Annotated in this window: 19 protein-coding genes and 1 pseudogene; 5 read left to right on the forward strand and 15 right to left on the reverse strand. The window is 69.8% G+C overall.

Annotated elements, in window-relative coordinates:
* Positions 1–166 precede the first annotated feature (166 nt).
* The 4 genes and pseudogenes from FCN18_RS35860 (at position 167) to FCN18_RS40960 (ending at position 4296) form a co-directional block, all read left to right on the forward strand.
* Positions 167–1018 carry a CorA family divalent cation transporter gene (locus tag FCN18_RS35860; RefSeq protein WP_158303258.1) on the forward strand — a complete coding sequence of 284 codons (852 nt, stop codon included), beginning with the start codon at positions 167–169 and terminating at the stop codon, positions 1016–1018.
* A 31-nt stretch (positions 1019–1049) separates the two neighbouring features.
* Positions 1050–3704, forward strand: a complete 2655-nt coding sequence (gene mgtA / locus FCN18_RS35865) for a magnesium-translocating P-type ATPase (RefSeq protein WP_228714302.1) — start codon at positions 1050–1052, stop codon at positions 3702–3704.
* A 162-nt stretch (positions 3705–3866) separates the two neighbouring features.
* Positions 3867–4007: pseudogene (locus FCN18_RS40955) on the forward strand (hypothetical protein); the annotation flags it as partial.
* Between the two features lie 55 nt (positions 4008–4062).
* Positions 4063–4296 carry a hypothetical protein gene (locus FCN18_RS40960; protein WP_146770610.1) on the forward strand — a complete coding sequence of 78 codons (234 nt, stop codon included), beginning with the start codon at positions 4063–4065 and terminating at the stop codon, positions 4294–4296.
* A gap of 206 nt (positions 4297–4502) precedes the next feature.
* Here the strand turns inward: FCN18_RS40960 and FCN18_RS35885 are convergent, their stop codons facing one another.
* The 3 genes from FCN18_RS35885 to FCN18_RS35895 form a co-directional block, all read right to left on the reverse strand.
* Positions 4503–5348: a hypothetical protein gene (locus tag FCN18_RS35885; RefSeq protein ID WP_091679423.1), complete on the reverse strand. Its 846-nt coding sequence runs from the start codon at positions 5346–5348 to the stop codon at positions 4503–4505.
* 480 nt (positions 5349–5828) lie between these two features.
* Positions 5829–6701, reverse strand: coding sequence for a recombinase family protein (locus FCN18_RS35890; protein ID WP_091679426.1), 873 nt, complete (start codon positions 6699–6701; stop codon positions 5829–5831).
* Positions 6702–6755: 54 nt separating this feature from the next.
* The gene (locus FCN18_RS35895; protein ID WP_091679428.1) at positions 6756–7961 is read right to left on the reverse strand and encodes an IS110 family RNA-guided transposase; all 1206 of its coding nucleotides are present in this window, start codon (positions 7959–7961) and stop codon (positions 6756–6758) included.
* A gap of 527 nt (positions 7962–8488) precedes the next feature.
* On the opposite strand from FCN18_RS35895, the gene FCN18_RS35900 reads away from it, so the two are divergent.
* Positions 8489–9361 carry a DUF4241 domain-containing protein gene (locus FCN18_RS35900; protein WP_091679431.1) on the forward strand — a complete coding sequence of 291 codons (873 nt, stop codon included), beginning with the start codon at positions 8489–8491 and terminating at the stop codon, positions 9359–9361.
* Positions 9362–9562: 201 nt separating this feature from the next.
* On the opposite strand, the gene FCN18_RS35905 is transcribed toward FCN18_RS35900, so the two are convergent.
* The 12 genes from FCN18_RS35905 to FCN18_RS35960 all read right to left on the reverse strand — a co-directional run bounded on the left by FCN18_RS35905 (position 9563) and on the right by FCN18_RS35960 (position 26309).
* Positions 9563–12661, reverse strand: coding sequence for a Tn3 family transposase (locus tag FCN18_RS35905; RefSeq protein WP_091679433.1), 3099 nt, complete (start codon positions 12659–12661; stop codon positions 9563–9565).
* Between the two features lie 1426 nt (positions 12662–14087).
* On the reverse strand, positions 14088–14471 hold the full coding sequence (locus FCN18_RS35910; protein WP_005456801.1) for a helix-turn-helix domain-containing protein: 384 nt from the start codon (positions 14469–14471) through the stop codon (positions 14088–14090).
* Between the two features lie 362 nt (positions 14472–14833).
* Entirely contained in the window at positions 14834–15685 is an 852-nt protein-coding gene (locus FCN18_RS35920; RefSeq protein WP_083844754.1) for a phosphoadenosine phosphosulfate reductase domain-containing protein, read from the reverse strand.
* A gap of 96 nt (positions 15686–15781) precedes the next feature.
* Entirely contained in the window at positions 15782–16462 is a 681-nt protein-coding gene (gene bioD / locus FCN18_RS35925) for an ATP-dependent dethiobiotin synthetase BioD (RefSeq protein ID WP_005456800.1), read from the reverse strand.
* A 97-nt stretch (positions 16463–16559) separates the two neighbouring features.
* Complete coding sequence (gene fabI / locus FCN18_RS35930; protein ID WP_005456799.1) at positions 16560–17345, reverse strand: enoyl-ACP reductase FabI; 786 nt, start codon at positions 17343–17345, stop codon at positions 16560–16562.
* A 239-nt stretch (positions 17346–17584) separates the two neighbouring features.
* Positions 17585–19267: a dihydroxy-acid dehydratase gene (ilvD, locus tag FCN18_RS35935; RefSeq protein WP_005456798.1), complete on the reverse strand. Its 1683-nt coding sequence runs from the start codon at positions 19265–19267 to the stop codon at positions 17585–17587.
* 35 nt (positions 19268–19302) lie between these two features.
* Positions 19303–20748, reverse strand: coding sequence for an NADP-dependent isocitrate dehydrogenase (locus tag FCN18_RS35940; protein ID WP_005456797.1), 1446 nt, complete (start codon positions 20746–20748; stop codon positions 19303–19305).
* Positions 20749–20794: 46 nt separating this feature from the next.
* A complete protein-coding gene (locus FCN18_RS35945; protein WP_005456790.1) occupies positions 20795–21394 on the reverse strand; it encodes a hypothetical protein in 600 nt (199 codons plus the stop codon).
* Between the two features lie 91 nt (positions 21395–21485).
* Entirely contained in the window at positions 21486–24116 is a 2631-nt protein-coding gene (locus tag FCN18_RS35950; RefSeq protein WP_005456785.1) for a DUF2309 domain-containing protein, read from the reverse strand.
* The gene (locus FCN18_RS39360) at positions 24113–24274 is read right to left on the reverse strand and encodes a hypothetical protein (protein WP_005456784.1); all 162 of its coding nucleotides are present in this window, start codon (positions 24272–24274) and stop codon (positions 24113–24115) included. Before FCN18_RS39360 ends, FCN18_RS35950 begins: the two co-directional genes overlap by 4 nt.
* Entirely contained in the window at positions 24271–25854 is a 1584-nt protein-coding gene (locus tag FCN18_RS35955) for a proton-conducting transporter transmembrane domain-containing protein (RefSeq protein ID WP_005456783.1), read from the reverse strand. The genes FCN18_RS39360 and FCN18_RS35955 overlap by 4 nt, the downstream gene beginning before the upstream one ends.
* The gene (locus tag FCN18_RS35960) at positions 25851–26309 is read right to left on the reverse strand and encodes a hypothetical protein (protein ID WP_005456782.1); all 459 of its coding nucleotides are present in this window, start codon (positions 26307–26309) and stop codon (positions 25851–25853) included. The genes FCN18_RS35955 and FCN18_RS35960 overlap by 4 nt, the downstream gene beginning before the upstream one ends.
* Between the last annotated feature and the right edge of the window lie 72 nt (positions 26310–26381).

A 26381-nucleotide genomic window follows, 5' to 3' on the forward strand; every position in this document is an offset into this window, starting at 1 on the left:
AGCTGCCCCATCACCACATCGACCACCACAACGATGATCTACCACACGACGACCAACTGCCGTTGCAGTATTAGGAGACGTCATGGAAACTCGGACTGAACGGACTCGGTTCGACCCGGTCGATCTGCGTCGTCGTTGGGTCCAGGTTCCGGCCGGTGATCCGCAGGTGGCTGCCGAGCGGATCGAGGGACTGGGGGTGGATTTCGCGGCGGCCAACGGTCGGGTGTGGGAGACCGACGACTTCGTTTATCTGCCCGTGGTCGTCAACCTGCGCACCGGGGACACGATCAGCCGCGAGGCGGTCGTGTTCGCGCTCGGCCACGACGTGCTCGTCACCTTGCAACCAGAAGTCAGGTTCGCGCCGTTCGACAAGGCCGTTGCGCGGATGCGGCGCACGCCGCACCTGGCCGGGTCGCCGCACGGGGTGATGTATGCGCTGCTGTACGCGCTGAACGAGGCCGCCGAGCGGGTGATCGACTACGCCAGCGACGCCCTGGAGGCGATGACCGACGAGATCGACATGGCCACGAAGGGGGTGGACGAGAACGGGCGGGACATCGGGGTGATGGACATGCAGGACACCATCGCTCGAATGAACGAGGCCGAGGAGATCGTGTCCCGCTCCCAGGAGTCGCAATTGCTGCTGGCCCGTGCCGCCCGGTACCTGCGTGCCGAGACCGCGGCGAGCGAGGTGGAGCTGGGCAAGCTGATCGACATCCTGATCGCCGACATCGACGGGGTGAAGGAACACGCGAGTTTCGAGCACGACAAGGTGCGTTATCTGCAGCAGTCCATTATGACGTCGCTGGATGTGAAGCAGAACCAGATCGTCAAGGTGTTCACCATCATCACCGCGGTGTTCCTGCCTCCGACGCTGATCGCGACGTTCTACGGCATGAACTTCACCTGGATGCCGGAACTGGAATGGGAGCACGGCTTCCTGGTGACCACGCTGTTAACCCTCGTGGCGGCGTTGATTCCGCTGGCCTACATCAAGCGGAAGGGCTGGCTCCGGTGATCACGACGCCTCAGTCGCCTGGAGATGGGTTGTGAACCGGGTGGCGAACGGCGTGGTGTCCTGGGTTGACCCGGAGCTGCGGGAGCTGGCGACAGCGGCCCCGATCACGCTGTTTCAGCGGTTGTCCAGCTCCCCGAAAGGGCTGACCGAGCAGGAGGCAACCCACCGGTCGGCCGTGTGCGCCGACAATCGGCTGCAGCGGCACGAAGGGTCGGTGTGGGTGGGGCGGGCGCGGTCCGCGGTGGCTAGCCCGTTCGTGGCCTTGCTGACCGGGCTGGGCGTGGTGCTCACCGTTCTCGGGGATCTGCGTGGTGCGGTCACCGTGAGCGTGATGGTGCTGCTCAGTGTGGTGCTGCGGTGGTGGCAGCAGGTTCGGTCCGATCAGGCGTTACGCGGCCTGCGGGCGCTGGTGACCACGACGACTACGGTGCGCAGGCGGCCCGGTGACGGGCTCGCCCCGACCGAGCGGGAGGTGCCGCCAGAGGACCTGGTACCGGGTGACGTGATCGTGTTGGCGACGGGGGATCTGGTGCCGGCCGATGCGCGGGTGGTGGCGGCCAACGCGCTGCTGGTCGACCAGTCCGCGCTGTCCGGGGAGACCCTGCCGGTGCGCAAGGGTCCACCATCGCCTGTGCCCGATCGGCAACCCCGCGGCCGGACCGGTGGCGAGATCGCGGACCTGTCGTCGGTGTGCTTCGCCGGCACGTCGATCCTGAGCGGCACCGCGACCGCGGTGGTGATCACCACGGGGCCGCGCACCTACTTGGGGACGATGGCCGAGCAGGCCCGGCACGCCCGCCCTGAGAGCAGCTTCGACCGCGGCGTGCGCGCCGTGGGCTGGACGCTGGTGCGGTTCATGCTGGTGATGGCGCCGATCGTGCTGGCGGTCAACGGCACCGTCACCGGCGACTGGGCGCAGGCCGCGCTGTTCGCGGTCGCGGTCGCGGTCGGCTTGACCCCGGAAATGCTGCCCGTGATCGTCGCCGCCAACCTGGCCCGCGGCGCGGTGCACCTTTCCCGCCAGCAGGTGGTCATCACCCGGCTCAACGCCATCCAAGACCTGGCGGGCATGGACGTGCTGTGCGTGGACAAGACCGGCACACTCACCCAGGACCGGGTGGCCTACGCGCACAGTATCGACCCGGCCGGACGGCCGGACGGCGAGGCCGCCGAGTACGCCTACCTGGCCGTGCATTTCCAGACCTGCCCGCACAACCGGCTCGACGAAGCCATCATCGACCAGCTCGCCACCGACGACGCGCCGCTGGTCACCGACGCGGCGTTCACCAAGATCGACGAGATCCCCTTCGACCACACCCGGCGGCGCGCCACGGTGGTGGTGCGACAGCAGCCCGGCGAGCACATCCTGATCACCAAGGGCGACCCCGACCAGATCCTGCCCCGCTGCACCCACGCACGGCGGGCCGGCGAGGTAGTCGAGCTCAGCGAAGCAGATCGCCGCGAGGCTGGCGAGGTCGTGCGCGCTTACGCTGATCACGGCATGCGGATCTTGGCCGTCGCCGCCTGCGAGTATCCCGCCCGGCTGAGCGGCTACGACGAGGGTGACGAGCACGACCTTGTCCTTGTCGGGTTTGTCGGGTTCGTCGACCCGGTGCGCGACAGCGCGGCCGACGCGGCGCGGACCCTGGCCGACCACGGAGTCACGGTCAAGATCCTCACCGGTGACAACCGGCACGTCGCAGCGCAGGTGGCAGCCCAGGTCGGCATCCCCGTGGGCGAGATCGTGCTGGGGACGCAGGTTGAGGATGCCGACGACGCGCAGCTGCGTCGGCTCGTGGCGCGCACGACGGTCTTCGCCCAGGTCAATCCGGTACACAAGGCGCGGATCGTGACCGCGCTGCGGGACGCCGGGCACGCGGTTGGGTTCGTCGGGGACGGGGTCAACGACACAGTGGCGTTGCGGACGGCGGATGTGGGGATCGCTGCGGACACCGCCACCGATGTCGCCAAGGACGCCGCCGATCTGATCCTGCTGGACAAGGACCTCACGGTGCTGGCCCGCGCGATGGTGGAGGGTCGCCGCACGCTGGGCAACACCATGAAGTACGTCAAGATCACCGCGAGTTCGAACCTGGGCAACGTGCTCAGTGTCCTGGTGGCCAGCGCGACGCTACCGTTCCTGCCGATGCTGCCCATCCAGCTCATGGTGCAGAACCTGCTCTACGACGCGGCGCAACTGGCGCTGCCCTGGGACCGCGTCGACCAGGACTATCTGCGCCGGCCACGGCGGTGGGACACCGGCGGCCTGACCCGATTCATGCTCACCTTCGGCCCGCTGAGTTCGCTGTTCGACCTGGCCACGTTCGCCGTGCTGTGGTGGCTGCTGGACATCGACAGCCCCGCCGAGCAGGCGATGTTCCAGGCAGGTTGGTTCATCGAGGGACTGCTCTCGCAGGTCCTGATCCTGCTCGTGCTGCGCACCCGCCAGACCGGGATGCAGGTCTGGACGCCGTGCGGCGCACCGTCTCGGCCGGTGCTGGCCGCCGCAGTAGCGGTGGTACTCGTTGGCCTGCTGCTGCCGTGGTCGCAGCTTGCGGGCGCGCTGCGGATGGCGGCGCTGCCGCTGGGCTACTTCCCCTGGCTGCTGGCGATCTTGTTCAGCTATGTCGTGGCGGCCCAGGTCGTCAAGGCGAGGTACCTGCGTGGCGGGCGAGCGTGGTTGTGAGCCGCATCGGCTGCGGTGGCGGCGTTCGGGCGGGGCGGCCAGGGGCTGATCATGACGACGCGAGCGGAAGATGACTCGGGCACCGTCGAGATGGCGCTGCGTGTCGGCGCTGGCGTCGGGTTGGGCGCGCTGATCGGTTTCGAGCGGCAGTATCGGGCCCGGATGGTGGGGCTGCGGACCAATGCCCTGGTTGCTGTGGGGTGCCACGCTGTTCGTGCTGCTGTCCGCCTACGGCTTCGGGGATGTCAGCGGCGCCAGCTCTGCCGATCCCACGCGGGGTGCCGCCCAGATCGTCTCCGGCATCGGGGGTTCCTGGGTGCTGGGGTGATCCTGCGGGACGGGCTGAGCGTGCGTGGGCTTGGACACCGCCGCCACGCTGTGGTGCTCAGCCTCGGCGGGGGCGCTGAACTGGGGCGGCATCCTGCTCATGTCGCTGGGCGCCCAGTGGTACATCCTGTTCAACGTCATCGCCGAGGCCAGCGCGATCCCCAGCGACCTACGCGAAGCCGCCGCTGTGGTGGCGGAAACTCATCCTGCGGGGAATCTTCCCCGGCTATTCACCGGCGGTATCCCGCCGCCCCTTCTCCGCTGAAAACGCCCAGCAGCAACTCGACACCCCGCCATCGCCTGGGGCCGCTACGCCGAACTGTTCGACTACGACACCGACACCGACCAGATCACCGCCGATCCCGCCGCTGGCCTCCACCCATCGATCTCCTCATGAGCAAGGACACGAAGCTCAGCGACTTCACCCGGTGACGCGACGTGGACACATAGTGGACACACATGGCGCCACGGTTACTCGGGTGCGACGCTTCGTTGTCCCTGGCGAAGGCGGCTGGCGACGTAGCTGGCGCGGTCGCCGCCGTTCTCCCGGTGCCAGGCGCTGGCGGTGGTGTCGGCCACACCGAGCAGGTCGGCGAGCATCTTCCAGTGGACGGAACCAACCAGTGACATCCAGGCGCCGTTGCGGGCGGTGCGGGCGCTGGGGACGCCCAGCTTGCGCAGCCGGGCCTGGAGGGTGGCCGACGTCATCGGCCGGTCGGGGCGCAGCCCTGGGAACAGGTAGGGAGTCGGGCGGTGCCGCAGCGCGCCCGCGAGCGGGCGGCGGTTGTTGACGAGCTGCTGCAGGAGTACGGACAGCCGGGGGCGTAGCCACAAGGGGTCGCGGCCGAGTTGCAGGCCGAGGACGCCGGGCTCGTCCGGGTGGGCGAGGACGTCGTCGGTGGTGAGGTTGACCAGTCGCCAGCAGCTTTGCCCGTATTGCAGGACCAGGCAGCCGGCGGCACGATCGGTCAGCGCCTGGGTGTCGTCGGTCTCCAGCTTGACGGCGAGCAGGACTCGGTCGGTGTCGCTCATGATCTCCCGGTTGCCGGTGTGGGCCGAGGTGCCGATCGCGACGTGGGCGGGGGCGAGGCCGTTGGTTGCGGCCCACAGCAGGAACGGGCGCGCGTAACGCTGGCGGGGCCGGTTGCGGATCAGCCAGCGGTCCATCACGGGTTGGGTGAGGGCGGCCAGGCTGATGCCGCGGGCGCGGAGGTAGCTCAGCAACAGGCGGGCGGCGTCGAGCTTCCGCCGGAGGTGTTCGCGCTGGTAGCGCGTGAAGCCGGAATCCCGCTCGGCGCGCTGGTGGGCCAGGGGCATCAGGTGCCACCGGACGTAGCGAGCCAGGATGGTCTTGTCCTGCTGGACGGTTACTCGGGCCAGCAGGGTCTGGACGTCGCGGGTGAGCTGGGCGAGTTCTTCCTCGCGGGGTTCGAGGATCTCGGCGAGTACCGCGCAGGTGCTGGACCGCGGTGGTCTGCCGGAGCTCGTCGAGTGCCTCGTGCGAGCAAGCCAGTTCGCCGGTGACCATGCGGCGGATGAGTTGTCCGCCGGGCCGGCGCAGATACAGGCACAGCGAGTACGGGTTGTCGTAGCTCTCCAGCAGCTCGGCCAGCGGCGCCAACCAGGCGGCCGGTTGCCCGTCGGGCTGGGTGAACAGCTCGACCAAGTCCCGACGCGCGATGCAGGATACGCAGTGCCCGCGCAGCAGACGGCCCATGGCCCCACAGGTCGGGCAGCGGTAGGAGGGGGACCGCCGGGATACGGGAGAAACCTGCCAAGTAGTCGGGTAGTGCCTGGTCAGGCGTCGTTGTCGGCGAGGGCGCGGTAGAGCGAGGCAACTGAGGGGTGCCGGCCGGCGTTCTTGCCGGTCTTGATGGTCAGCTTCTTGACGATGTCGGGCATCGGGGTGCCCTTGTCGCGCAGGGCGCGGGCGAAGAGCACGTCGTCTTCGTCGATCACCTTGGGTCGGCCGCCGTGGTTGCCGCGTGCGGCGGCGGCCTGCTGGCCTTCGAGGGTCTTTTCGCGGATGTAGTCGCGGTCGAGCTGGGCGGCGACGGCGAGCACGGCGAAGAGCATCGATCCCATACCGTGTGGGTCGTAGATGCCGGTCAGCGGCCCACTCAGCAGCTCCAGCTGCACCCCGCCACCTTGCAGCTGGGCGGACAGCGTCATCAGCTCGGCGGCGTTGCGGGCAAGGCGTTTCATCTCGTGCACGGTCAGGATCACCGGCTGGTCCGGTGCCGCGATCTTGATCTCGTGGGCGAGGGTGAGTGCCTTCTCCAGCTCGGGGCGGATCTTGATGCGGGTGCTGATCTTCTCGGAGAACACCCGCGTGCAGTGCGCGGCCGCGAGCGCGTCGAGCTGGCTTTGCAACTCCTGGGTGGCCGTCGAGCAGCGAGCGTAGCCGATCCGGATCGGCGCCCCGTTCGTCTCAGGCGCCGGCGCGGCGACCTCGGGGCACTGCGTCCACTTCTTGCCGGGCCCGCGATCGGCCGGGACGGGTACGGTGAGTTCGTCGCGTAGCGCGGGCACGAGGATGAAGCGCGCGGTGTGGTACTTCGCGGCGGTCTTCCCGGCGCGGGTGCGGCAGGCGCTGCCGGCGGGGACGTCGCATTGCGGGCAGGGGTGGCGTTCGACCGCGGCCGCTGCGTCGTCGGGTCCGAGTTGCATACCTCCAGTCTCTCAGAACTCTGTCAAAACCGGGGGGGTGTCCCTATGTGGTTGTCAAGCCGCAGCCGGGGCAGGAGTGGTCTCGGGGTGCCGGTAGTAGGTCTTGTTGCGGAGCATGGCGAACAGGACGTCGCAGCGGCGCCGCGCCAGGCAGATCAGCGCGGCGTTGTGCTTCTTCCCTTCATCGCGTTTTCGCTGGTAATAGGCCCTGCTGGTGGGGTCGGACAAGGCTGCGAACGCGGCGAGGAAGAACGCCCGCTTGAGTTTGCGGTTGCCGGTGCGGGCCGGGTGCTCGCCCTTGATGGAGGAGCCCGAGCTGCGGGTGACCGGGGCGATGCCGGCGTAGGCGGCCAGGTGGCCGGAGGACTTGAACGCCGTGGCGTCGCCGATCTCCAGCAGGATGCGGGCTGCGGTCCTGACCCCGACGCCGGGCATGGAGGTCAGGACCCCGGCAAGAGGGTGCGCATCGAGTATCCCTTCGACCTCGGTGGCGACCTGTTTGCGTTGCTGGAGAACGGTTTTCAGGCTGTCGGCCAGACGGGGCAGGACGGTGTCGGCCGCCGTTGTGCCCGGGACGACGACGGTCTGCTCGTCCAGCGCGGCCAGGATCGCGGTGACGAGTTTGTCGCCCATGCGGGGCGCGTGCGCGGTGGCGATCGCGGTGAGCTTGCGGCGGCCGGCGGCGCGGATGCCGGTCGGGCCGCCGCAGCGGGACAGGATCTCCAGCACCGCCGGGTGACTGATCCTCGGGCCGATCGCGCGTTCCAGGGCGGGGTGGACGCCGGTGAGCAGGCCGCGGATGCGGTTGCCGATCCGGGTGGCCTCACCGGCCAGGTCGTCGTCGAACCCGACCAGCACGTCCAGCTCGGCCAGGGCGTCGTCGCCGACGTCGACCGGGCGCAGCGTGTGCGGCAGCGAGCGGGCGGCGTCGGCGATGACGAACGCGTCCCGGGCGTCGGTTTTCGCGCGGCCGGGGTAGAGGTCGGCGATGCGTCGCATGGCCAGGCCGGGCAGGTAGGCCACCCGGTGGCCGGCCGCGCGGGCCACCGCGACCGGCAGCGCGCCGATCGTCGCCGGTTGATCGACCACCACCAGCAACGGCCCGTGCGCGGCGAGCTTGTCGAACAGCGCCCGCAGCTTCGGTTCGCTGTTGGGCAGCGGCGCGTCGTGAAGCCGCTTGCCCGCCGGGTCCAGGCCGACGGCGTGGTGTTCGCCCTTGCCGACGTCCAGGCCGAGGAACACCTGGTAACCGCTGGTCATCCGTCCTGCCGTTCGTTCGTCGCGGGTGGTCGCCGGTCGGGCATCGACGGCCGGCACCCACGTTACGACGAGACCTGCCCGGCGGGCGGCCGTGTCCCTATCAGCGGTCCCTCGATGCCACCAGGTCCGGTGACACCACCCCCCGGATCATGCGCTCGACTGGGGGCGTCAGTCATGCCGGACCTGGCGACCACGACTCCTTGATCAGGAGCTACGAAAAAGGTAACGGGGGGGGGGGTTCTGAGAGGTTTTGTGCGAATCGCGACCTGCGGATCTTCGGGGCGGATCGGGCTGTTCGCAGAACTGTCACAACTGTTCATTTATGAGAGAAACTACAGGTCCCTTGCCGCGCGAAGCCTGACACCGGTGCCCTTCCAGGTATCCGATCGGATCCGTTAGGACATTTGCCGGTGGACATGGCTAGGCCGGGGAGAAGAGGTGGCTACGATCGCTTCATCAGGTGTCGCCAAGGTGTCATCCGTCTTCGGCGCCGGTGGACAGTGAAGAAACTCGTCGAAGGAGCAGTTATGCCGGTGTCCGCACCCGATTTCGAATGGCTGTTCGCCCCAGGAACGCATCACACACTGTCCCGCGGCGATGTCGCCACCGTCCGGCTGCGGCAGGACGCCTCGCTGTGGCTGCCGTCCGGGCGGGTCGTCGCCGGCGAGCCGGCCATGTTCTTGTCGATGTCCGGCTCCGAGGACAGGTTTGTCCAACAGGTGCCACCGGGCCGGTATCCGGTGGTGCTGGTGCTCGCCGTGTTCGGCGAACCGGACGAGCAGGATGCGCAGGAGTGGGTCGCGGCGGCCCGGCTGATGATCCGGGACGAGCCAGCCGCCTCCTGGGAGATGGCGACGTGCGCGGGCCAGGATGCCGCCGAACTGGGCGACGACGAGTACTTCGGCTATCCGGTCGTCGGCGGCGCCGGCGGCTTCGTGGACGCGGCGAACATCGCGGCGCTGCGCGAGAACGACGACTACAGCAACCAGCTGCTATCTAACCTGGACATCCACATCCTCGGCGAGACCGACCGCACCGCGCCCGCCACACTGGCCGACGACGGGGACCGGCCCCTTGCGGTGGCGTTTCCCTCTGGTAGCGGAGACGGGCACTATCCAACCTGGGTTGGGCGCACCGCCGACGGCGAGGTCGCTTGCTTCCTCACCGACTTTTGCATCCTGACCGGGGATGGCGATAGCGAGAATGACGAGCCACCCTCAGGCAACGGTCCGATAAGCGTCCCGGAGGACTCGACCACGCCACCACGCCCGCCATATGCGGCCAGGCCACAGCCACTGTCTCCAGTGCAACGGTCTCCAGTGCGGCCCCCCACCGGGATCGCCAGTCCGGCGACTCCGAACATCCGGGCACGCCGCTCCCCGAGCAGCGATGAAACGTGAAACCTCGTCGTGCGGGGTTGGGGCGTCGGATCGCGCCCTAAGTGGCGAGACGCATGCGCGTCGCGCGCGAGGCAGTTTCCCCCAGGGGGCGCTTCCCGGCGATTGGGGTTGCGCGCAGCCCGCGATGGAGTCGTTGTCGCAGTCGATCTCGACCATGACCGGAACGACGTAGCGGACCCAACGGGTGGTCATCAGGATCCCTTACTTCGCGGTGACGCGCGCCCTTGTCCGGCGCGGCGCGGTGGCGTCGCCGGGGAACAGCGCCCCCGGCACCAGGTCCAGCGTAGTGACCGGCACCGCGTCAGGCGGCGACAGATCGAGCACCCAGTCCCCGAAGCGGCGGATGGTGTGGGTGATGTACGGGGAGATCGTGGCCAGATCGTCGGTGTCGATCGGGTGCCCGTCGGAGGCCAGCGCGTTCGCCGCGGCGGTGATGTCGCAGGCGTTGGAGTAGATCACGCAGTTCGCGAGCAGCTCGTTGAACTTGATGATCTTTTCCTGGTAGTCCGGGTCGTTACGCCCGACCGCCTCCCCGCCGAAACGCAGCCACGCGGAGAACCCGTGGAACGCCTCGGCCTTGTTGGTGATCGCGGTGATCTGCTCCCGCAACTGCGCGTCCGCGAGGAACCGCAGCAGCGTGATCGTGCGGATGACCCGGCCCAGCTCCCGGAACGCCCGGTACAGGCGGTTCTTCCGCGAGTTGTTGCCCAGCCGGCGCAGCAGCGTCATCGACGACAACCGGCCCTCGCTGATCGAGATCGCGGTGCGCAGCAGGTCCGTCCAATGCGTCTCGATCAGGCCCCAGTCGATCACGTTGTCGCCGAACAGCGAGTCGATGTGCGCGAACCCGGTGTCCGCGCTGGGCCGGTAGAAGTTCAGATCCGCCCAGTTGCGGATGCGCGGGAGCAGGTCGAAGCCGAGCAGCGCGGCGAGCCCGAAAACAGGCAGGGACTGGCCTTGGGTGTCGGCGTGGATCGTGTCGGGCTGGATCTCCGAGTCGTTGCGCAGCAACCCTTCGATGATATAGACGGCCGCCCACACCCCGCACGGGATGAAGTGGGAGAACAGGGCGATGTAGGTGTCGGAGATGTGCCGGTAGGCGATCCCGCCGTAGCCGCCGTAGCGGATGTGGGACTCGGCGAGGATGTTGTTCTCCCACGTGTCCACCTGCGTGCCGTCCACCGCGACCACCCGGCCGTCGCCCCACATCCCGGCGACGTCGAGCTTCGCGAACTCGTTGATCACGTCGGTGGACGCGGCGTCGATCTTGGCGCAAGTGGTGTGCTTGTTCGCCGCGATCGACAGCTCGTGCGCGCTGACCTGGTCACGCATGTGCCGCGCGACCTGCGCGGGGCCGAGAAGCGTGCCGTTGGCGAACACGGTCAGGACGTAGCGGGCCATCGCGTCGCGGATCTTCGGGTCCGATCCCGACGCCGGCCCGAAGTGCCGCGGCCAGCCGACCAGGTGCGCGGTGCGGGCCAGGATGTCCAGCAGCCCGCGTTCGGGCAGCCGCTGGTGAATCGACTCCTCCAGCGCCAGCGCGGACGGGCGCCGGTCGGCACCCTTGCGGCGCCGCAGGACCGGGCGGCCGTCCTCGAAGGACAGGTCGGTGTTGTGCGGGAACCCGGCGTCCACCACCGCGGCGATATCGGTCAGCGCCGCCCGGTAGTGCGCCGTGAGCTCCTTCGGGTCCGAGGGAATCCCGGCCTGGCCGCAGAACTGCTCGGCCAGCGGGACGCACTCATCCCAGGACATCAGCTGCGCGTGCAGGTTGGCGTAGGAGTCGGCGCCGACCACCGCGATGTCCCCGGAGCGCAGCTCGGAGGCGAGGTAGGAGAACACGCACACCTCCAGGTGACGGCGCACCAGCTTGCCCGGCCGGTCCTTCACCACCAGGATCTTGCGCCACGCCTCAGTGACGAAGTCGATGTCGATCGCCACCGTCACCGCGTCCGCCCCACGCCCGACGGTCACCTTCTCCGGGACGTACTCGCCGGTGCGGCCCCGGATCGCGCGCAGGAACTCCACCGCGTCGGCCACGCTGTGATCCGCGCTGGTCGGCTCCAGGTCGAGGGTGTCGAGCAGGGTGAACAGCGCCGAGCGGTGGCTCTTGTAGAACTTCTCCAGCAACGGCAGGTAGTTGTTGCCGTGGTGCGCCGACACCACCTCATGCGCTGCCGAGAGCTGCTCCACCCCGCCCGCGTCGGCCAGCGTCTTGAGCAGCAGCCGCCCGGCCCGCTCGGCCACCGCGGCCGCGGGTTCCGGCGCGGTCGCGCCGTCGTTGTCTGGTGCGGTGGCCTCCCGGGCGCCGGCCAGGACATCACCGAACACGTCCAGCAGCCGCTCGGACTCGGCGCGGTGCTGCTCATGCAGCTCGACCAGCCGCTCCTTGCCCTTCTTGTGGATCACCGCCATCCGCTTGCAGAACATCGTCGCGACCTCGTCCCGGGCCGTGGTCCGGCACTCGTGGATCAGGCTCGCCAGCAACGTCCACCGCTTCGCCTCGCCGATATCCCGCATGTCGCCGACGTCGGTCACCCGCGCCTCCCCGGCGAAATGCGCGATCTTCGTCGCCGGGATGCCGTCGAGCCACTGCTCGGTCGCGCCGAGCTCGTCCAGCGCTTGCAGGTGGGCCAGGCGAAGCTTGAACTTTCCCACCGACGCCGCCTTCGCCGGCGTCTTCAGCCGGTCAAACTCGCTGCGCCGCGATGTCGGGTCCAGCCACAGCAGCCGCGCGAGCCGCCGCCGGTCCGCCGCGTCCAGCCGGGTCGCGACCAGCCCGAACAACGCGGTGTTCGTCTCGGTGCGGCTCGCGGAGACCATCTTGTCCAGCGTGGTGAACCCCGGCAGCTCGCGCCGTGCCCGGACCAGCTCCTCCAGCGCGACGTTGATCAGGTCGGCCGGGTTGTCCTTCGTGGTGACCGCCTTGCGGATCGCTTTCTCGGCGATCGCGCGTGCCTCGGCGGGCTTGTAGACCACATTCAGTCGGTCACGGACGTAGTCACGGTGGCGACACAACGTCCGATCCGACTCGTGCACCGCCAGGACGTCCTCGGCCAGGCCCAGCGCGGCCCGGACATGGTTGATCACCACCACCGGCACGTCAGCCAGCTTCGGGAAATGCCCCAGCCGCTGGTAGCACTTCAGCAGCACCACCAACGCCAGGAAGTTCGGCTCGCCCTGACTCCGCCCCCGAGCCCACTCAATCTCGCCGGCGACCGGCGTGAACGCCTCCGCCAGCTCACGGACCGACACCACCCGCTTGAACCGAGGATAGGCGGTCCGATCGATCGAAGCCACCCAGCACCCCAGGCCCAGCCAGCGGACGTAACCCAGCGCACCCTAACCAACACCCGCCGCACCCACGTCACACGGGCTCTCTAACGATCTCTAGCGCCCTCTACCAGGCACTACCCGACCACTTGGCAGGTTTCTCCCGTATCCCGGCGGTCCCCCTAGGAGAAGGTGACGCCCGCGCAGTCCGGGCACAACGGCCCGGCGGGCTCGCGGCGGAACACCGCGGCTAGTTGGCCGCAGCAGTGGCAGTGCTCGTGTGTGAGCCGTACCGCGTCCACACAGGACAGGCAGACCGGGCCCTCCGGCCAATGTCGTTCGGCGCGGGCGGTGGTTCCGCATCGGGTGCAGGGGACCTGGGCGGCCAGGTAGCACGGCACGCACCTGGCCACACCGTCCGTAGCTGGCACGGACATCGACGGTCGTTGCCCGCAGTCGGTACACGGCGGACCGGGCCGCACCACTTCCCAGCACGCTTTGCACCACGGTCCATTATGGTCACGCGCGCACACCACCTTGTGGACGCCGCAGCCCGAGCACGGTTCGGCCAGCGTCTGGCGGCGGCAGCCGTCGCACCACGGTTCGCCGTCGGCGTCGCGGTAGGCCACCAACCTGGTCCGGCCGCAGTTGTGGCACGGCTGGCGTGGCCCAGCTTGCTGGGCGCAGGCCCGGCAAACCCCCGTGCTCAGAATCCCGACCTTGCGGGTCTTCCCGCAGCGCGGGCACAGCACCTCCGGCGCACGCCGGTTGTCGCACTTCTCGCACAGTGGCCCGTCCTCGATGAGCCGAGCCGCAGGCTTGTCCTCGCCGCAGTCGATGCACCGGCGCAGCGGCCGTTGATGCCCGCGCTGCCAACACCGCCGGCACACCGGCCGTTTCTCGTCGTCGCGGACGGTGACCGGCGCCGTCTGGCCGCATCGTGAGCAGGGCTCGGCCAGATGCGTCCGGCGGCATCGTTCGCACCACGCTCCTTCCTCGGTGTGGGCGGCGGCCAGCACGACCTTGCCGCACATCCAGCAGGGCTCGCGGGGAACGGTCTTGCGGTGGCAGGTGTAGCAGACCCGGCCCTGCGGGCTGTTCTTCGTGGCCTTCATCGTCCGCCCGCATACCGAGCAGGGCAGCGGGACGCGCCGCTCGCGCTGCCAACACCGCGAACACACCGGCTGCCCGTAGCGCCGCGCGGCCACCCGCCCCGACCGACCGCACAGCGAGCACGGTTCGGCCCGGCGCTTTCCGTTGCAGTTCTGGCACCACGCCCCCTCCGCCGTACGTCCAATCGGAACGGTCAGACGGCCACACCCGACACAGCTCTCCTTGTCCCGGCGGGCGTGGTAGCAGGTATGGCACAGCCCGCTAGCGACCAGAGATCGGTCGCATCCACAGCTGGCGCAGACACCTCGCCCTTTCCCCACGTGCGTGACCCGGTGTCCGGTCAGCTCTCGGCGTCGAAGAAGTCCGCGGACAACAACGGCATGTCCGGCACGGCCGGCCGCGGACCCCGGCGAGCCGGCTCCTCGGTGGCCGATTGCGGCTCGACCTCCACCGCCAGGTCCTCGAAGCGGCAGTCGAGGATCTTGCACAAGGCCAGGATCAACTCGATCGGCATCTTCGGCGGACGTTCGGTGCTGACGAGCCGGTAGATCGAGCTGCGGTCGAACTCGAAGCCGTACTTGCGCAACTCCGGGATCAGCTTCGTGGTGGTGTACCAGTTCTTGCGGACCGCCATCAGCTCACGCAGCCGCCACTCGTAGCGCGGCTGCCGGACCTGCACGTCGTCGTTCTGCTCGTCCGGTCCTTGCCGGGACACCGCGTTCATCGCACCCTCCTCCGGCGGCCAGCAGGCTCACCTGACGTGTGATCGCTGAAGTCGTCGTCCATCTCCGCCTCCGTCTCGGCCATCGCGAAGGCGCGTTGCAGCACGGCTTCCTCGGCACCGCGTCCAGGTGCTCGCGGACCTTTAGGTTCTTGAAGTCGCTGCTGACCGCCGTGTAGATCGCCGTGGTCGCCGCGTGGGAATGACCGACCTGGTCAGTGACGAACTGCCCGTCATAGCCGGACTCGATCAGCCTGGTCACGTACGTTCTCCTTCTTCCCGCACTCGGCGTGTGCGGTGGGGTTCGTGTGGCGATTGAGCAGGGACGGCCTTTGTGACTTTGTTCGCCGCGCCAGCGACGGCTCTCAGGCTGCGCGTGGCCTGGTGTCGTGTGCGCGCTTGTTGGTGTGGCTGCTGATGCGGAGTTCGAGCCGCACGGTTTGGTTGTGGCAGCGGTACAAGGCGCGTGGGTCGAGCCAGTCGGCGTCCCGGTTGTCGTCCGGCGCGAGGCCGACGGCGGTGGGTATGCCGAGATCGGCATCGGTGTCGGTGAACAACGTGCCGGCGCCGAGCGTGATCTCCTCGCCGACCGTCGGCGTGACGGGTGCCAGGGACCGCGCTATGTCGCCACAGTGCTCGGAGCGACGTGTCTCGACCACGATGGCGACGAGTCGTCCCGGTTGGCCGACGGGTGCGTTCTCGAACGAGACGTAGTCCTCGGCATCCGGACCGGTGAGCAGGAACACGGTGCCGTAGCGGTCGGACTGGCGTTCGAACCTCGGCCACCACAGTTGGCCCTGGCCGAGCTCGATCGTGGCTGTCTCCTCGGTGTGTCCCGCGGTTGCGGCTTGCTCGGCGGCGGTGATGATCTCGGCCATGGACAGGTCGTTGCGGAACCGGTGCCCGATCTCGGCTTCCAGCTCCGCGTACTCGGCGGCCAGTTCCGGGCGTAGTTGTGCGGCGCGAACCAGATCCGCGCGGCTGGCGAGCACACAGAGGGAGCACGACAGGCGGGTCATGCCCTGGTCGTAGGCCGGGTGGTACGGCACACCTGACGCATGGATGCGTTGCCATACCTGGGTTTCGGTCCAGTCGTGGATCGGAAGCCAGGTGTCGACAGTGCGCCGGCCGCTGCTGGCAGCCTCGCCACGACTCAGGCGAGCCTGCTGGCGCAGAGCAATACCGTTCCGCGTCGAGTTCTCACCTCTCGCGATCACTCATGGTGACTGTCGCTGCCGGGTGAAACTGACCCGGTCTGACCAACCGCTCGGGTCCAGGACGTGGGTAAGCGGGTCAGTGACCGAGGGGCGTGGTCAGGGATTGCGTGCCGAGGGGGGCTCGCCGCTGATGGCGCGCCAGGCCGCGTCGGAATCAACGGTGTCGGCGAGGTCGTGGTTGGTGAGTACGGCGAGCGCGTCGATGGCTGTCAGCCAGTCGCGGCTACGCCGGTGCACCTCGTCGCTGGGGTCGTATCGGTTCAGGACGACTAGCACCTCGTGTCCGGTGAGGGCTCGCGCGGCGAGGCGCACCTGGGACACAACTCCTAGGACAGGCTCGGTGACCAGTAGCACGAGGTCCGGTCTCACCCGCTGCGCCAGTGAGAGGGTGTCGCCGTCATGGGCGATTGGTGAGCACAGCCCGCCTGCGCCCTCGACGAAGCCGATGGCGACGTCTGAGGGCCAGTCGAGTTCGGCGACGAGGTCGTCGAGCAGGATCGGAGCCAGTTGTAGGGTGTCGGCGGCCATCGGTGGCGCGAGGGGTACCGGGTACCACCGGTGTGGCGGGCACACCGTGTCGGCGGGCGTGTCAGTTGCCTCGCCGAGCACGGCGGCGTCGGTCGCGGTATCACCGGGTGTGAACGACTGCGCCGGTTTGCGGGCCGCGACCTCGATGCCAAATGCTCGCAATCGTCGCGACAAGGCGGCGGTCACCCAGGTCTTGCCGACCTCGGTGCCGGTGCCGGTGACCAGGATGAGTCGGCTAGGTCGGGTCATGGAGCGCCCACCGGGTCAACCAGCCGAGATCTTGCCCAGTCTGCGCCAGGGCACCTGCCCTGATCAGTGTGGAGGTGTTGGATGTCCTCGTGGCCCATCATGATCCCTGTTGGCGCAGGGGCGCGGCCATGGCGTGGTAGCCGCCGTCGACGTGGAGGATCTCGCCGGTGATAGCGCGGGCGAGGTCGGAGAACAGGAAGCAGACGGCGTCGGCCACCGGGGTCGAGTCGGCTGGGTCCCACCGCAAGGGCGAACGGGTTGCCCAGGCGTCGAGCAGGGCTTCGAAGCCGGGGATGCCGGTGGCCGCCCGGGTATGGATCGGCCCGGCCGCGACGAGGTTGACCCGGATTCCGGCAGGCCCGAGGTCGCGTGCGAGGTACCGGTTGAGCGACTCCAGTCCGGCTTTGCAGACGCCCATCCAGTTGTAGACCGGCCACGCGGCGCTGGCGTCGAAGTCGAGCCCGACCAGGCTGGCGCCGGAGGGTGGGGCGAGCCGGTTCACCGCCGCGGCGAGCGCGGCGAGGGATACGGTGCTGGTCTGGAACGCCAGTCCGATCCCTTCGGGGCGGGCGTTGAGTAGGGGGCCTTCCAGGGCGTCGGCGGGTGCGAAGGCGATGGCGTGCAGGGCGCCGTCGAGTCTCTCCCACCGCTCAGCGATCGTTGCGGTGAGCCGGGCGGTGTCGTGGGAGGCAGTGGCGTCGAAGGGGATGACGTCGATGTCGCCGGTGAGCTGCGCTGCCGCCGCACGGGCCCGATCGAGATCGCGGGGGAGCCCGGTGAGCAGCACCTCGGCGCCGAGTTGTTGGGCGCGGCGGGCGACGGCGAAGGCGATGCTGTCGGTGGTGACGACCCCGGTCACCAGGATGTGCTTGCCGTCCAACACAGTGCGGCTCCTTCGCGGGGGTTGGTGTGTGCGGCCCGGCAGGCGTGGGTCGTGACCGCTTGGTGGACGTCGATGGCCCGGCGGATGCAGGGTCCGGTCGTGGCGGTGATTCCTTCGACAGGGCGGTCGGCGCTGGCGGCACCGCCGATGCGCCCCGCAGGCCGTGCCGCCGGCACGGCGATGGGAGAAAAGCCGGATCGCTCGCGTGACATGATGGTGTTTGCGTCGGGTGGGGCTGCTCATCGTGGGGTGGCGCCGACGAGCGCCCCCTGCGAGGCGCAGCCGACGAGGCGGCTGTACTTGGCTAGGAAGCCGTTGCCGGTCGGGGCAGGGGGTGGGTGCCAGCGGTGACGGCGTCGTTCGAGTTCGGCAGGGTTGACGTCGAGATCGATGGTGCGTGCCGGGATGTCGATCATGATCGGGTCGCCGTCGGCGACCAGCGCCAGCGGCCCGCCGGCAGCGGCCTCGGGGGCGACGTGGCCGACGCAGAGGCCGGTGGTGGCGCCGGAGAAGCGGCCGTCAGTGACCAGCGCCACCTGGTCACCCAGGCCGGTGCCGCGGACAGCGGCGGTGACGGCGAGCATCTCCGGCATTCCCGGTCCGCCGCGTGGGCCTTCGTACCGGATCACGATCACCTCGCCTGCGGTGAGGCGACCGCCTGAGACGTAGCCCATGGCGGCGTCTTCGTTGTCGAAGACCCGGGCTGTGCCGTGGAAGCGGTCGACGGTCAGGCCGGCCATCTTGACCACCGCGCCGCTGGGGGCGAGTGCCCCGCGGAGGATGGCCAGGCCGCCGTCGGGGCGGAGCGGGTCATCTGGCGTTCGGAGGACCGTACCGTCGGGTTTCGGGGCTGCGAGTTCGGCGAGGTTCTCGGCCAGGGTGGCTCCGGTCACGGTCAGGCAGTCGCCGTGGAGCAGTCCGGCGTCCAGCAGCGCGGCGAGCACTGCGGGCACGCCACCGACCTGGTGCAGGTCGGCCATGACGTGGCGCCCACCGGGACGGAGATCGGCGATGTGGGGGGTGTGTCGGCTGATCCGGTCGAAGTCGTCGAGGGTCAGGCGGACGCCGGCTTCGTGGGCGATGGCGGGTAGGTGCAGCGCGGCGTTGGTCGACCCGCCCAGGGCCATGACCACGGTGATGGCGTTCTCGAAGGCTTCGCGGGTGAGGATGTCGCGTGGGCGGATCCCGGCGCGCAGGGCGGCGACGGCGGCCGCTCCGGTGTCGTGGGCGATGCCGGGGCGTGTGGGGTCGATGGCGGGGGCGGATGCCGAGCCGGGCAGTGCGATACCGAGGGCTTCGGCTTCGGCGGCGATCGTGTTGGCGGTGTACATGCCGGCGCACGATCCGGCTCCTGGGCACGCGGCGCGCTCCAGCTCGTCGAGGTCGTCGGTGCTGAGCAGGCCGCTTGCCTGCGCGCCGACGGCCTCGAACACGTCCTGGATCGTCACCGGCCGACCCTGCCAGCTCCCGGGGAGGGAGGAGCCGCCGTACAAGAACGCCGTGGGTACGTTGAGGCGTGCGGCGGCCATGAGCATCCCGGGAAGGCTCTTGTCGCAGCCGGCGATGGTGACCATCGCGTCGAGTTGTTCGGCCTCCATGACACACTCGACCGAGTCTGCGATGAGGTCCCGGCTGGGAAGGGACGCGCGCATGCCGCGGTGCCCCATGGCGATCCCATCGGACATGGCGATGGTCGAGAACCGCATCGCCACCCCGCCCGCCTTCCTGACCCCGTCGGCCGTCGCGCCTGCCAGGCGGTCCAGGGCGATGTTGCAGGGTGTGAGGTCGTTGGCGGCCGCGGCCACACCGATCTGCGGCCGGGTGAAGTCCTCGTCGGCGAACCCGACTGCCCGCAGCATCGCCCGGGCCGGTGCTCGGGTGACGCCGTCGGTGACGATTCGGCTACGGTGACGCGGGTCCATGTCTTCTCCCGGCTTCGCTTGGTCAGCTCGGCCCTTCATTGGCCCTGGCCTCGGGTGAATGCGGGTTCGCCGTCGAAGGCGTAGAGTCCTTCGGTCTTGATCGGTTCGATGCCGTGCTCGACCATGCGGGCCTGGAGGGCGACGACCTCGGCGGCGGTGGTGGTCCCGCGCGGGTCGAGGAAGCGGCATCGCCAGTGGTCGGTGAGCAGGGTCTCGGGCGCGCCGCCTGGCCAGACCTTCTGTCCCCGGTTGGAGATCATGTCAAGGTGCAGGGGTGCGGCGAACGGACGAAGCTTGGCGGCGAGTTCGTCTGGGGTGGTGTCTGGGCTGTGGACGAACACGTCGACGCCGAGCTGGGTCTTGGCGGCAGCGGATCGGCCCGCGAGCTTGACGGTGATCGGCCTGTGCTGGGCGTAGTGCGTTGCCGGCAGCCGGGTGGGTTCTTGGCCGAGACGGTCGATGACCGATGCCGCGAACGCCGTGGTGCCGACCTTGGAGGTGCTGGTATCGGGCTCGTAGATGTCGTAGGTGTGGATGCCGTCTTCGATGGTCCGCAGCCAGGCGTTGTGGACTCGGCTCGCGACGTCGGCTTGTCCGATGTGGACCAGCATCTGTACCGCGGCCAGCAGCAGCCCTGAAGGATTCGCAACGTCTTGGCCGGCTCGCCGGGGGGCGGATCCGTGGATGGCTTCGAACATGGCGACTCGCTCGCCGATGTTCGCGCTTCCGGCGAGGCCGACAGATCCGGCGATCTGGGCGGCGACGTCGGAGAGGATGTCGCCGTAGAGGTTCGGCAGGACGACGACGTCGAACGCCTCGGGGGTGTCGGCGAGCTTGGCCGCACCGATGTCGACGATCCAATGCTCTGCCTGGATATCGGGGTAGTCGGCGGCGACCTCGTCGAACACCCGGTGGAACAGGCCGTCGGTCATCTTCATGATGTTGTCCTTGGTGAACGCTGTCACCTTGGTTCGCCGATAGGCTGTGGCGTACTCGAAGGCGTAGCGAATTACCCGCTCGCATCCCTGCCGGGAGATGAGCTTGAGGCACTGCACGACCTCGTCGGTCTGGCGGTGCTCGATGCCGGCGTAGAGGTCCTCTTCGTTCTCCCGAACGATGACGACGTCCATGCCAGGGTGCTTGGTGGCGACGAACGGTGCGTAGGCGACGCATGGCCGGACGTTGGCATAGAGACCGAACGTCTTGCGCACGGTGACGTTGAGGCTCTTGAACCCTCCGCCTTGCGGGGTGGTGATGGGCGCCTTGAGGAACACACCCGTGCGGCGGATCGACTCGAGCGCCTCGGGAGTGACGCCGGCGGGGTTGCCAGCCTGATAGACCGACTCTCCGATGGTGATCGTGTCGATGTCAAGGGCCGCGCCTGCGGCGTTGAGCACCGAAAGGGTGGCTTCCATGATTTCCGGACCGATTCCGTCTCCGTGGGCGACGGTGATCGGTGCGGATGTGGAATGCGTGGTCATGCTGCTCCTGAGACCGAGGACGTGACGGGACGGGACGCTGGATGGGCTAGGGGCGAGTCGTGGCGGTGCCGCGTGCGAGCCGGCATCCGGCGCTGGTCGTGCCGCACGGTCCACTGATGCCCTGCTCTGGGTCATCGATGTACCAGTGGGTCGCGACCAGGCGCGGGTAGCGGCTGCCGAGTTCGGTCAGGGTGGCGTGGACGGTGTCGCGGGAGTCGGTGTGCGCGAAGACCGGAAAGAACGCTCCCGGCAGGCTCGCTGCGGGCGCCGCGCCTTGCACCAGGACATCGAGGATCAGGCGCCGTCGCTGGTGGGGGTTGTGTGCCTCGCGCAGGGCGGAACCGTCCAGCCAGCACAGCGACCACAGCCCGGACACCGAGGAGGAGGTCCGGATCCCCACCGGCACTGCTGGCGGGCGCCCTTCCGTGGGGTCCCCGACGGCGCATCCGCAGGTCTGCACATGCTCGCCGCACGGGAACAACGTGGGCAGGTCCGCGTCAAGCTCGCGGCGGATCCAAATCCCGAGCAGGGCGTCCCGCTGAGCTGGATCGCCGCCGTAGCGCCGGTGGTGGACCAGGTAGTCGCTCGCCTGCTCGACGGCGACCTCGGCGTGGTCCACACTTGAGATCAGTAGAAGCGCGCTCATCGGGTACCTCTCTTTCCAAGCGGCTCTGTTACGTGGGGAGTTAGGACAGGTCGTTCCGGGTGGGACGCCGCCATCGGGTGGTGTGGAGCGGTCACGGGAGCGCCTGCCGGGATGTCGGTGCTGGCGTGTCGGTGCTGGGGTGCCAGGGCTGCCACCCGGTGGGGGTGTAGCGGTGCCACGGGTCGTCGGGCTGTTCCCGTGCGGCGAGTCCAATCCAGTCGTGGCTGAACATGTGGTGCAGCATTGTGTGGCGGGCGATGAGGGTGTCCAGCCTGGGCAGGGGTGCCTGCACGATGGCGAGCAGGCGTTGCGGTTCATGTCGGGCGTGGTGGCCGTCGGTGAGGGACTGCCAGGGCAGGCCGGGCTGGAGGTCACTGGTGTGGCCGGTCATGACGCCCAGGCCCCCACCGGTGACGTTGTGCAGGGTTTTGCTGCCGGCGCCGAAGGACTGCGGGTCGACGGTGGCGAAGTAGTACTGGCTGTTGATCCAGTGTGCGACGACGAGCGGCGCGGTGAGGATTGTTTCCAGGACGGTGCCGGTCGGGTCGAGGTCGGGATCGTAGTCGTGGAGGAACACGCGGCTGTGCAGGTCGATGCCGCGGGTGAGGGCGCGGGGCGCGATGAGGAAGGCGGCGTTGTCGGCGAGACCCCATTCCGGGAAGACCTGGGCCCAGTCACGGGCCCGGGCGCGGGTGTGGCGCGCCGCGTGCCGCGGGCGGGGCCGGGTGGGTGCGCCCGGCAGGATGGCGCAGCGTTCGGCGGCCAGCCGGGTGCCGGCCGTGCGGAGGTCGGCGGTGAGCCTGTCAGCGTCGCGGCGGTGGGTGGCGGGCAGGAGGTGGGTGTCCAGCAGGCGTACGGTGTCGGTGGTGGTGTCGTGTTCGGCCGGGACGAACCAGGTGTCGTCGGGAACGGTGATGCCGCGGTCGGCCAGGTGAAGGCGGACCTGCGGATCGTTGAGCAGGGCGGCGGCCGTGCGGGCGTTGGGACCTCCGGGATGTCCCCCGCAGGCGCCGCAGTCCAGCGCGGCCTGGTAGGGGTTGTTGTCGGTGTGGGCGCGGTGCCCGCAGAACACGACCAGCCGCGCGAACCCGCGGGTCAGGCCCATCAACGTCAGGATGGTTTCGGCGGTCGCGGCACGCTCCTCGGGGGTGAGCGCCTCGGCGATGGAGATCTCGGTCTGCGGCTCGGGCGTGATGCGGCGGGCCCACCACGCGCCTGTGGCGCCGGCGGCACGGGGAGTGAAGGTCTTGGCCGCGGCCAGCGGCCCGGCCAGCCAGCCGGCGGCTTCGGCGAGGGCGAACGGCGCCAGCAGGTCGTCCTTGGCGGCGTGCAGGGAGTGCTCGGCGGCGGCGAGCACCCTGCGGCCGGCCAGTGACCGCTCGGCCGCGCGCCGCCGACCAGGGGCGGGGTGCTCGGTGAGGGTGTGGCGAGGCGTGATCGGGCCGGGACACTGGGTGCGAGCGGCACCCCCGGCGAGGTCGCGGTAGCGCATGGCGACGGCGAAGAAACCGGCGAAGCCCAGGGTCTGGTAGCTGCCGAGGACCTCCAGGTGGCGGCGCAGTCCTTCGGAGCGGGGATCGATGCAGCACACCACCTGCGCCCGCGGTGGGGCTTCGGGCAGTTCGGGCTGGGGCCGGCCGAGGATGCGCAGCAGCAGCCGGCTCCGGTAGTGGTCCTCGTAGGCGTCCAGCCAGACCAGCGCCCGCTGCTGGATCGGCAGCTGGTCGAGCAGCTCCACCAGCTCGCTCCGTTGGGCGGCATCGGTGTCGGTGACTTCCAGCGCTCCCAACAGGTGGTAGGCCCGGTCGTGCGGGTCGACGGTGGCCTGCCGGGTGTCGAACCGGCTCGCGGAGGCCCAGGACCACGCTGTGCCGGGAGCGTGGGAGCCGGCGAGCGCGGCGGCTTCGACGGCCAACCGCAACGCGAGGTAGTCGACGAGGTCGATGCCGCTGTCGGGCCGCTCGCCGCGCCACCGGACGTGGGCGGCGAAGCCGGGCAAGCAGGCCAGGTGGGCCTGCAGGTAGCGGGTCCGCTGGTCGTCCGGGACACCGAGCGCGGCCAGCGCGTCCAGGATGGTGTGCTCGGCGCGTTCGGGCAGGTGCCGCAGCCGCGCCCGCACCGGCCGCGGCAAGGTTCCGTCATGGGCGGCCAGCGCCCGCCACGCCGAGTAGAAGCCGCGGTCACGACCCGGCATCCGCCAGGTGGACTGGCCTTCGTCCAGGTAGGCCGCGCACCACTGGATCGTGTGGGTGTTGAGCAGGGCGGCCACCTCCGGGGCCAGTGCTTCGGCCGCGGTGCGTGCCTGACGGCGCGGCGGTGGACACGCGATGCCCTGGTGCAGATCGGCCACCAGCAGGTCGACCGGGTCGTAGGCGCGGTTGCCGAGAGTGAGCGGGCCCCGCTGTAGCGCCGTGGGGTGGCGGCGGGCCAGCGCGGCGCGCAGGTCGTCGTCGGTGATCCGGCCGCGCTGCCAGGCGGCACGTAGCCAGGTCTCGTCTGGGGTGACTCGTGCTCCGAGCAGATCCGCGGCGGTGGTGGCCGCGTCGGCGAACGGGCGGTCCAGCAGGCCGGACAACGGGTTGACCGCGATGAAGTCCGCCAATGGCCAGGTCGGAGCCAGGAATCCGGCCGCGTCGGCGATCTCGGCGCGCACTGCCGCCTGCTGTGTGGCGACGTCAGAGACGGCATCGGGGGCGAGGTTGGTGGCGGGGCCGGTGGTCATGAGTGTGAACCCTCCTGCGCGAGCACGACGCGACAAGTGGCGGAACGTGCGACCGTGGAGAACAGGGGAAGCCACGCGTGCGGGACAGCCGGTGACTCACCTGTCATGGCGGCGACCCGCTTGCGCGGGATGCCGTCGAGCGCGTGGGGGCGAGTCACGCCCGAGCTCCTTCCAGTTGGGGAACCGGCCGCGGACGCGGTGTCGGTACCAGCCGTGGCGGGTGACCCCAGGCGGCGGTGTACGTGCGCTGCTGCCCGGCGGACAACGCCGCCACGTACAGCCGGTCGCGCCACCGGCCCAGACCGACCGCGGGTGCCAGGTGGAGCAGCAGCGCACCGGCCGCCAGCACCGCCACCACGGTCGCGAGAACCCAGGCCGAGACAGCGGCGGGCCCGCTTGCGGGCAGGCTCGGGGCCAGGAGCTCGGTGACCGCGCCCACCAGGGCCAGGTACCCGATCGCCACGCCCGGCAGCACGATCACCACCGTGACCAGCGCGCCGCCGGTCGGGTGACGACGCAGCCAGCCCCACGCCAGCCGCGCGGCGGTGGCCACGGCGAAGAGCGACAACGCGACGCCGCCGGCATGAAGGGGTAGCAACCAGGCCGCCACCCCGACCGCCGCGACGGCGGCGACCCCGGCGAGGACAGCGACCTGCGCTGCGCGGGCAGGAGCCAACCGAGGCGCGGGAGGAGCCGCAGTGTGGCCAGCGTGCCGCTGCACGGCCGACCCCGAGCCGAGGAACAGGGTGGCTTTGAACAGCCCGTGCGCCACCAGGTGCACCACCGTCGCGGCGTAGAGGCCGAGCCCGCAGGTCATGAGCATGAACCCCATCTGCCCGATCGTGGAGTGCACCAGCGCCCCTTTGATGTCGGGGCGGGTCAGCATGATCGCGGTGGCGGCCACGACGCTGGCGGCTCCGATGGCGAACGCCAGGTGTGTCGCCACCGGCGCGGCACCGACGATCGGCGACAGCTTCACCAGCAGCACCCCGCCGGCGTTGACCACGCCGGCGTGCAGCAGAGCCGAAACCGGGGTCGGTGCCGCCAGGGTCGCCGGCAGCCATCGGTGCCAGGGCAGCTGCGCGCACCGCACGGCCGCGGCGACCACCAGCGAACAGGCCACCACCGTGCCCACCGCACCGCCGAGGGCCGCGTCGCCCTGGTGGCGCAGGTCGAGATCCCCCCAGACCGTGACCGCGAGGACAACCCCAGTCCACAACGCGGCGTCCCCGGCGACGACGGCACGGGTGGTGCGCCGTGCGGCATCGACGGCCGAGGGCGCCGGCCGATACATCCCCACCAGACGGCACAAGATCACCCCGGTCAGCGTCCACGCCACCGCCAGGGTGACGAGAGTCGCCGCGGTCACCATCACCGTGGTCGCGGCGGTCAGCGCCCCCGCCGCGACAGCGAAGCGGGCCGCGGCCGGATCGCCGTGCAGGTAGCGGCGGGCGAACGCCTGGACCACGGCGCTGACCGTGCACACCAGCAGCAGAACGATCGCCCCGACGTGGTCGACCACCAGCCCGGTCCAGGCTCGCCCGTCCGGGTTGGCCAGCACCATCGCCACCGGCCCGCCGACTACCACCGTCACGGCCAGCGTCCCCGCCAGCGCGGTGGCCACCAGCGCCGCACCCGCACCCAACGCGGGCGCCAAGCTCCGTAGCCGCCGGATCGACCCGGCCATGGCCGCAACAGCGGGAAGGGCCACCAAAACGAGCAGCGTCACCCCTGTCACGCCGTCGTACCTTCCTGACCCGCGCGCGCCGCCGCGCCGCGCGTCGCCGGGGCTCCGGCGAGGTCGGTGGCGCGCGGCTCAGCACCGGTGCCCGCAGCGGGCTCGGGCGGCGAACCGAGGTGTTCCAGGCAATGCGGAGGCAACGCACGCCCGTCGAAACCCCCGATCCGCACCCGGACGAACTCGTCGTGGACCACGCAGTACAGCGACCGCCCCCGTTCCAGCTCCCGGGCGATGTAGGCACCCACGCTCTGCGCGGCCCCCCGCCGCACGCCCGGCGGGCTGGTGTCGATCACCACGTCCGGCGGCGGCGAGGCCCACCGGTGCGCCCAGCGCCGCGCCACCTCATCGGCCGCGCGCTCGCCGGTCAGTACGCCCGCCATCTCGGCGTCGACCACCGCGCCCACCTCCCGCAGCAGGTTCTCCCACGGGAGCGCCATCTCCTCGTCGCCCATGACACCCACCTCCCAAGCACGCTACCAATGACCTGTGTTCTAATACGCGATATGAATCATACGACATTGATG

The sequence above is a fragment of the Prauserella endophytica genome (assembly GCF_005146945.1).
Classification (GTDB): Bacteria; Actinomycetota; Actinomycetes; order Mycobacteriales; family Pseudonocardiaceae; genus Prauserella_A; species Prauserella_A endophytica.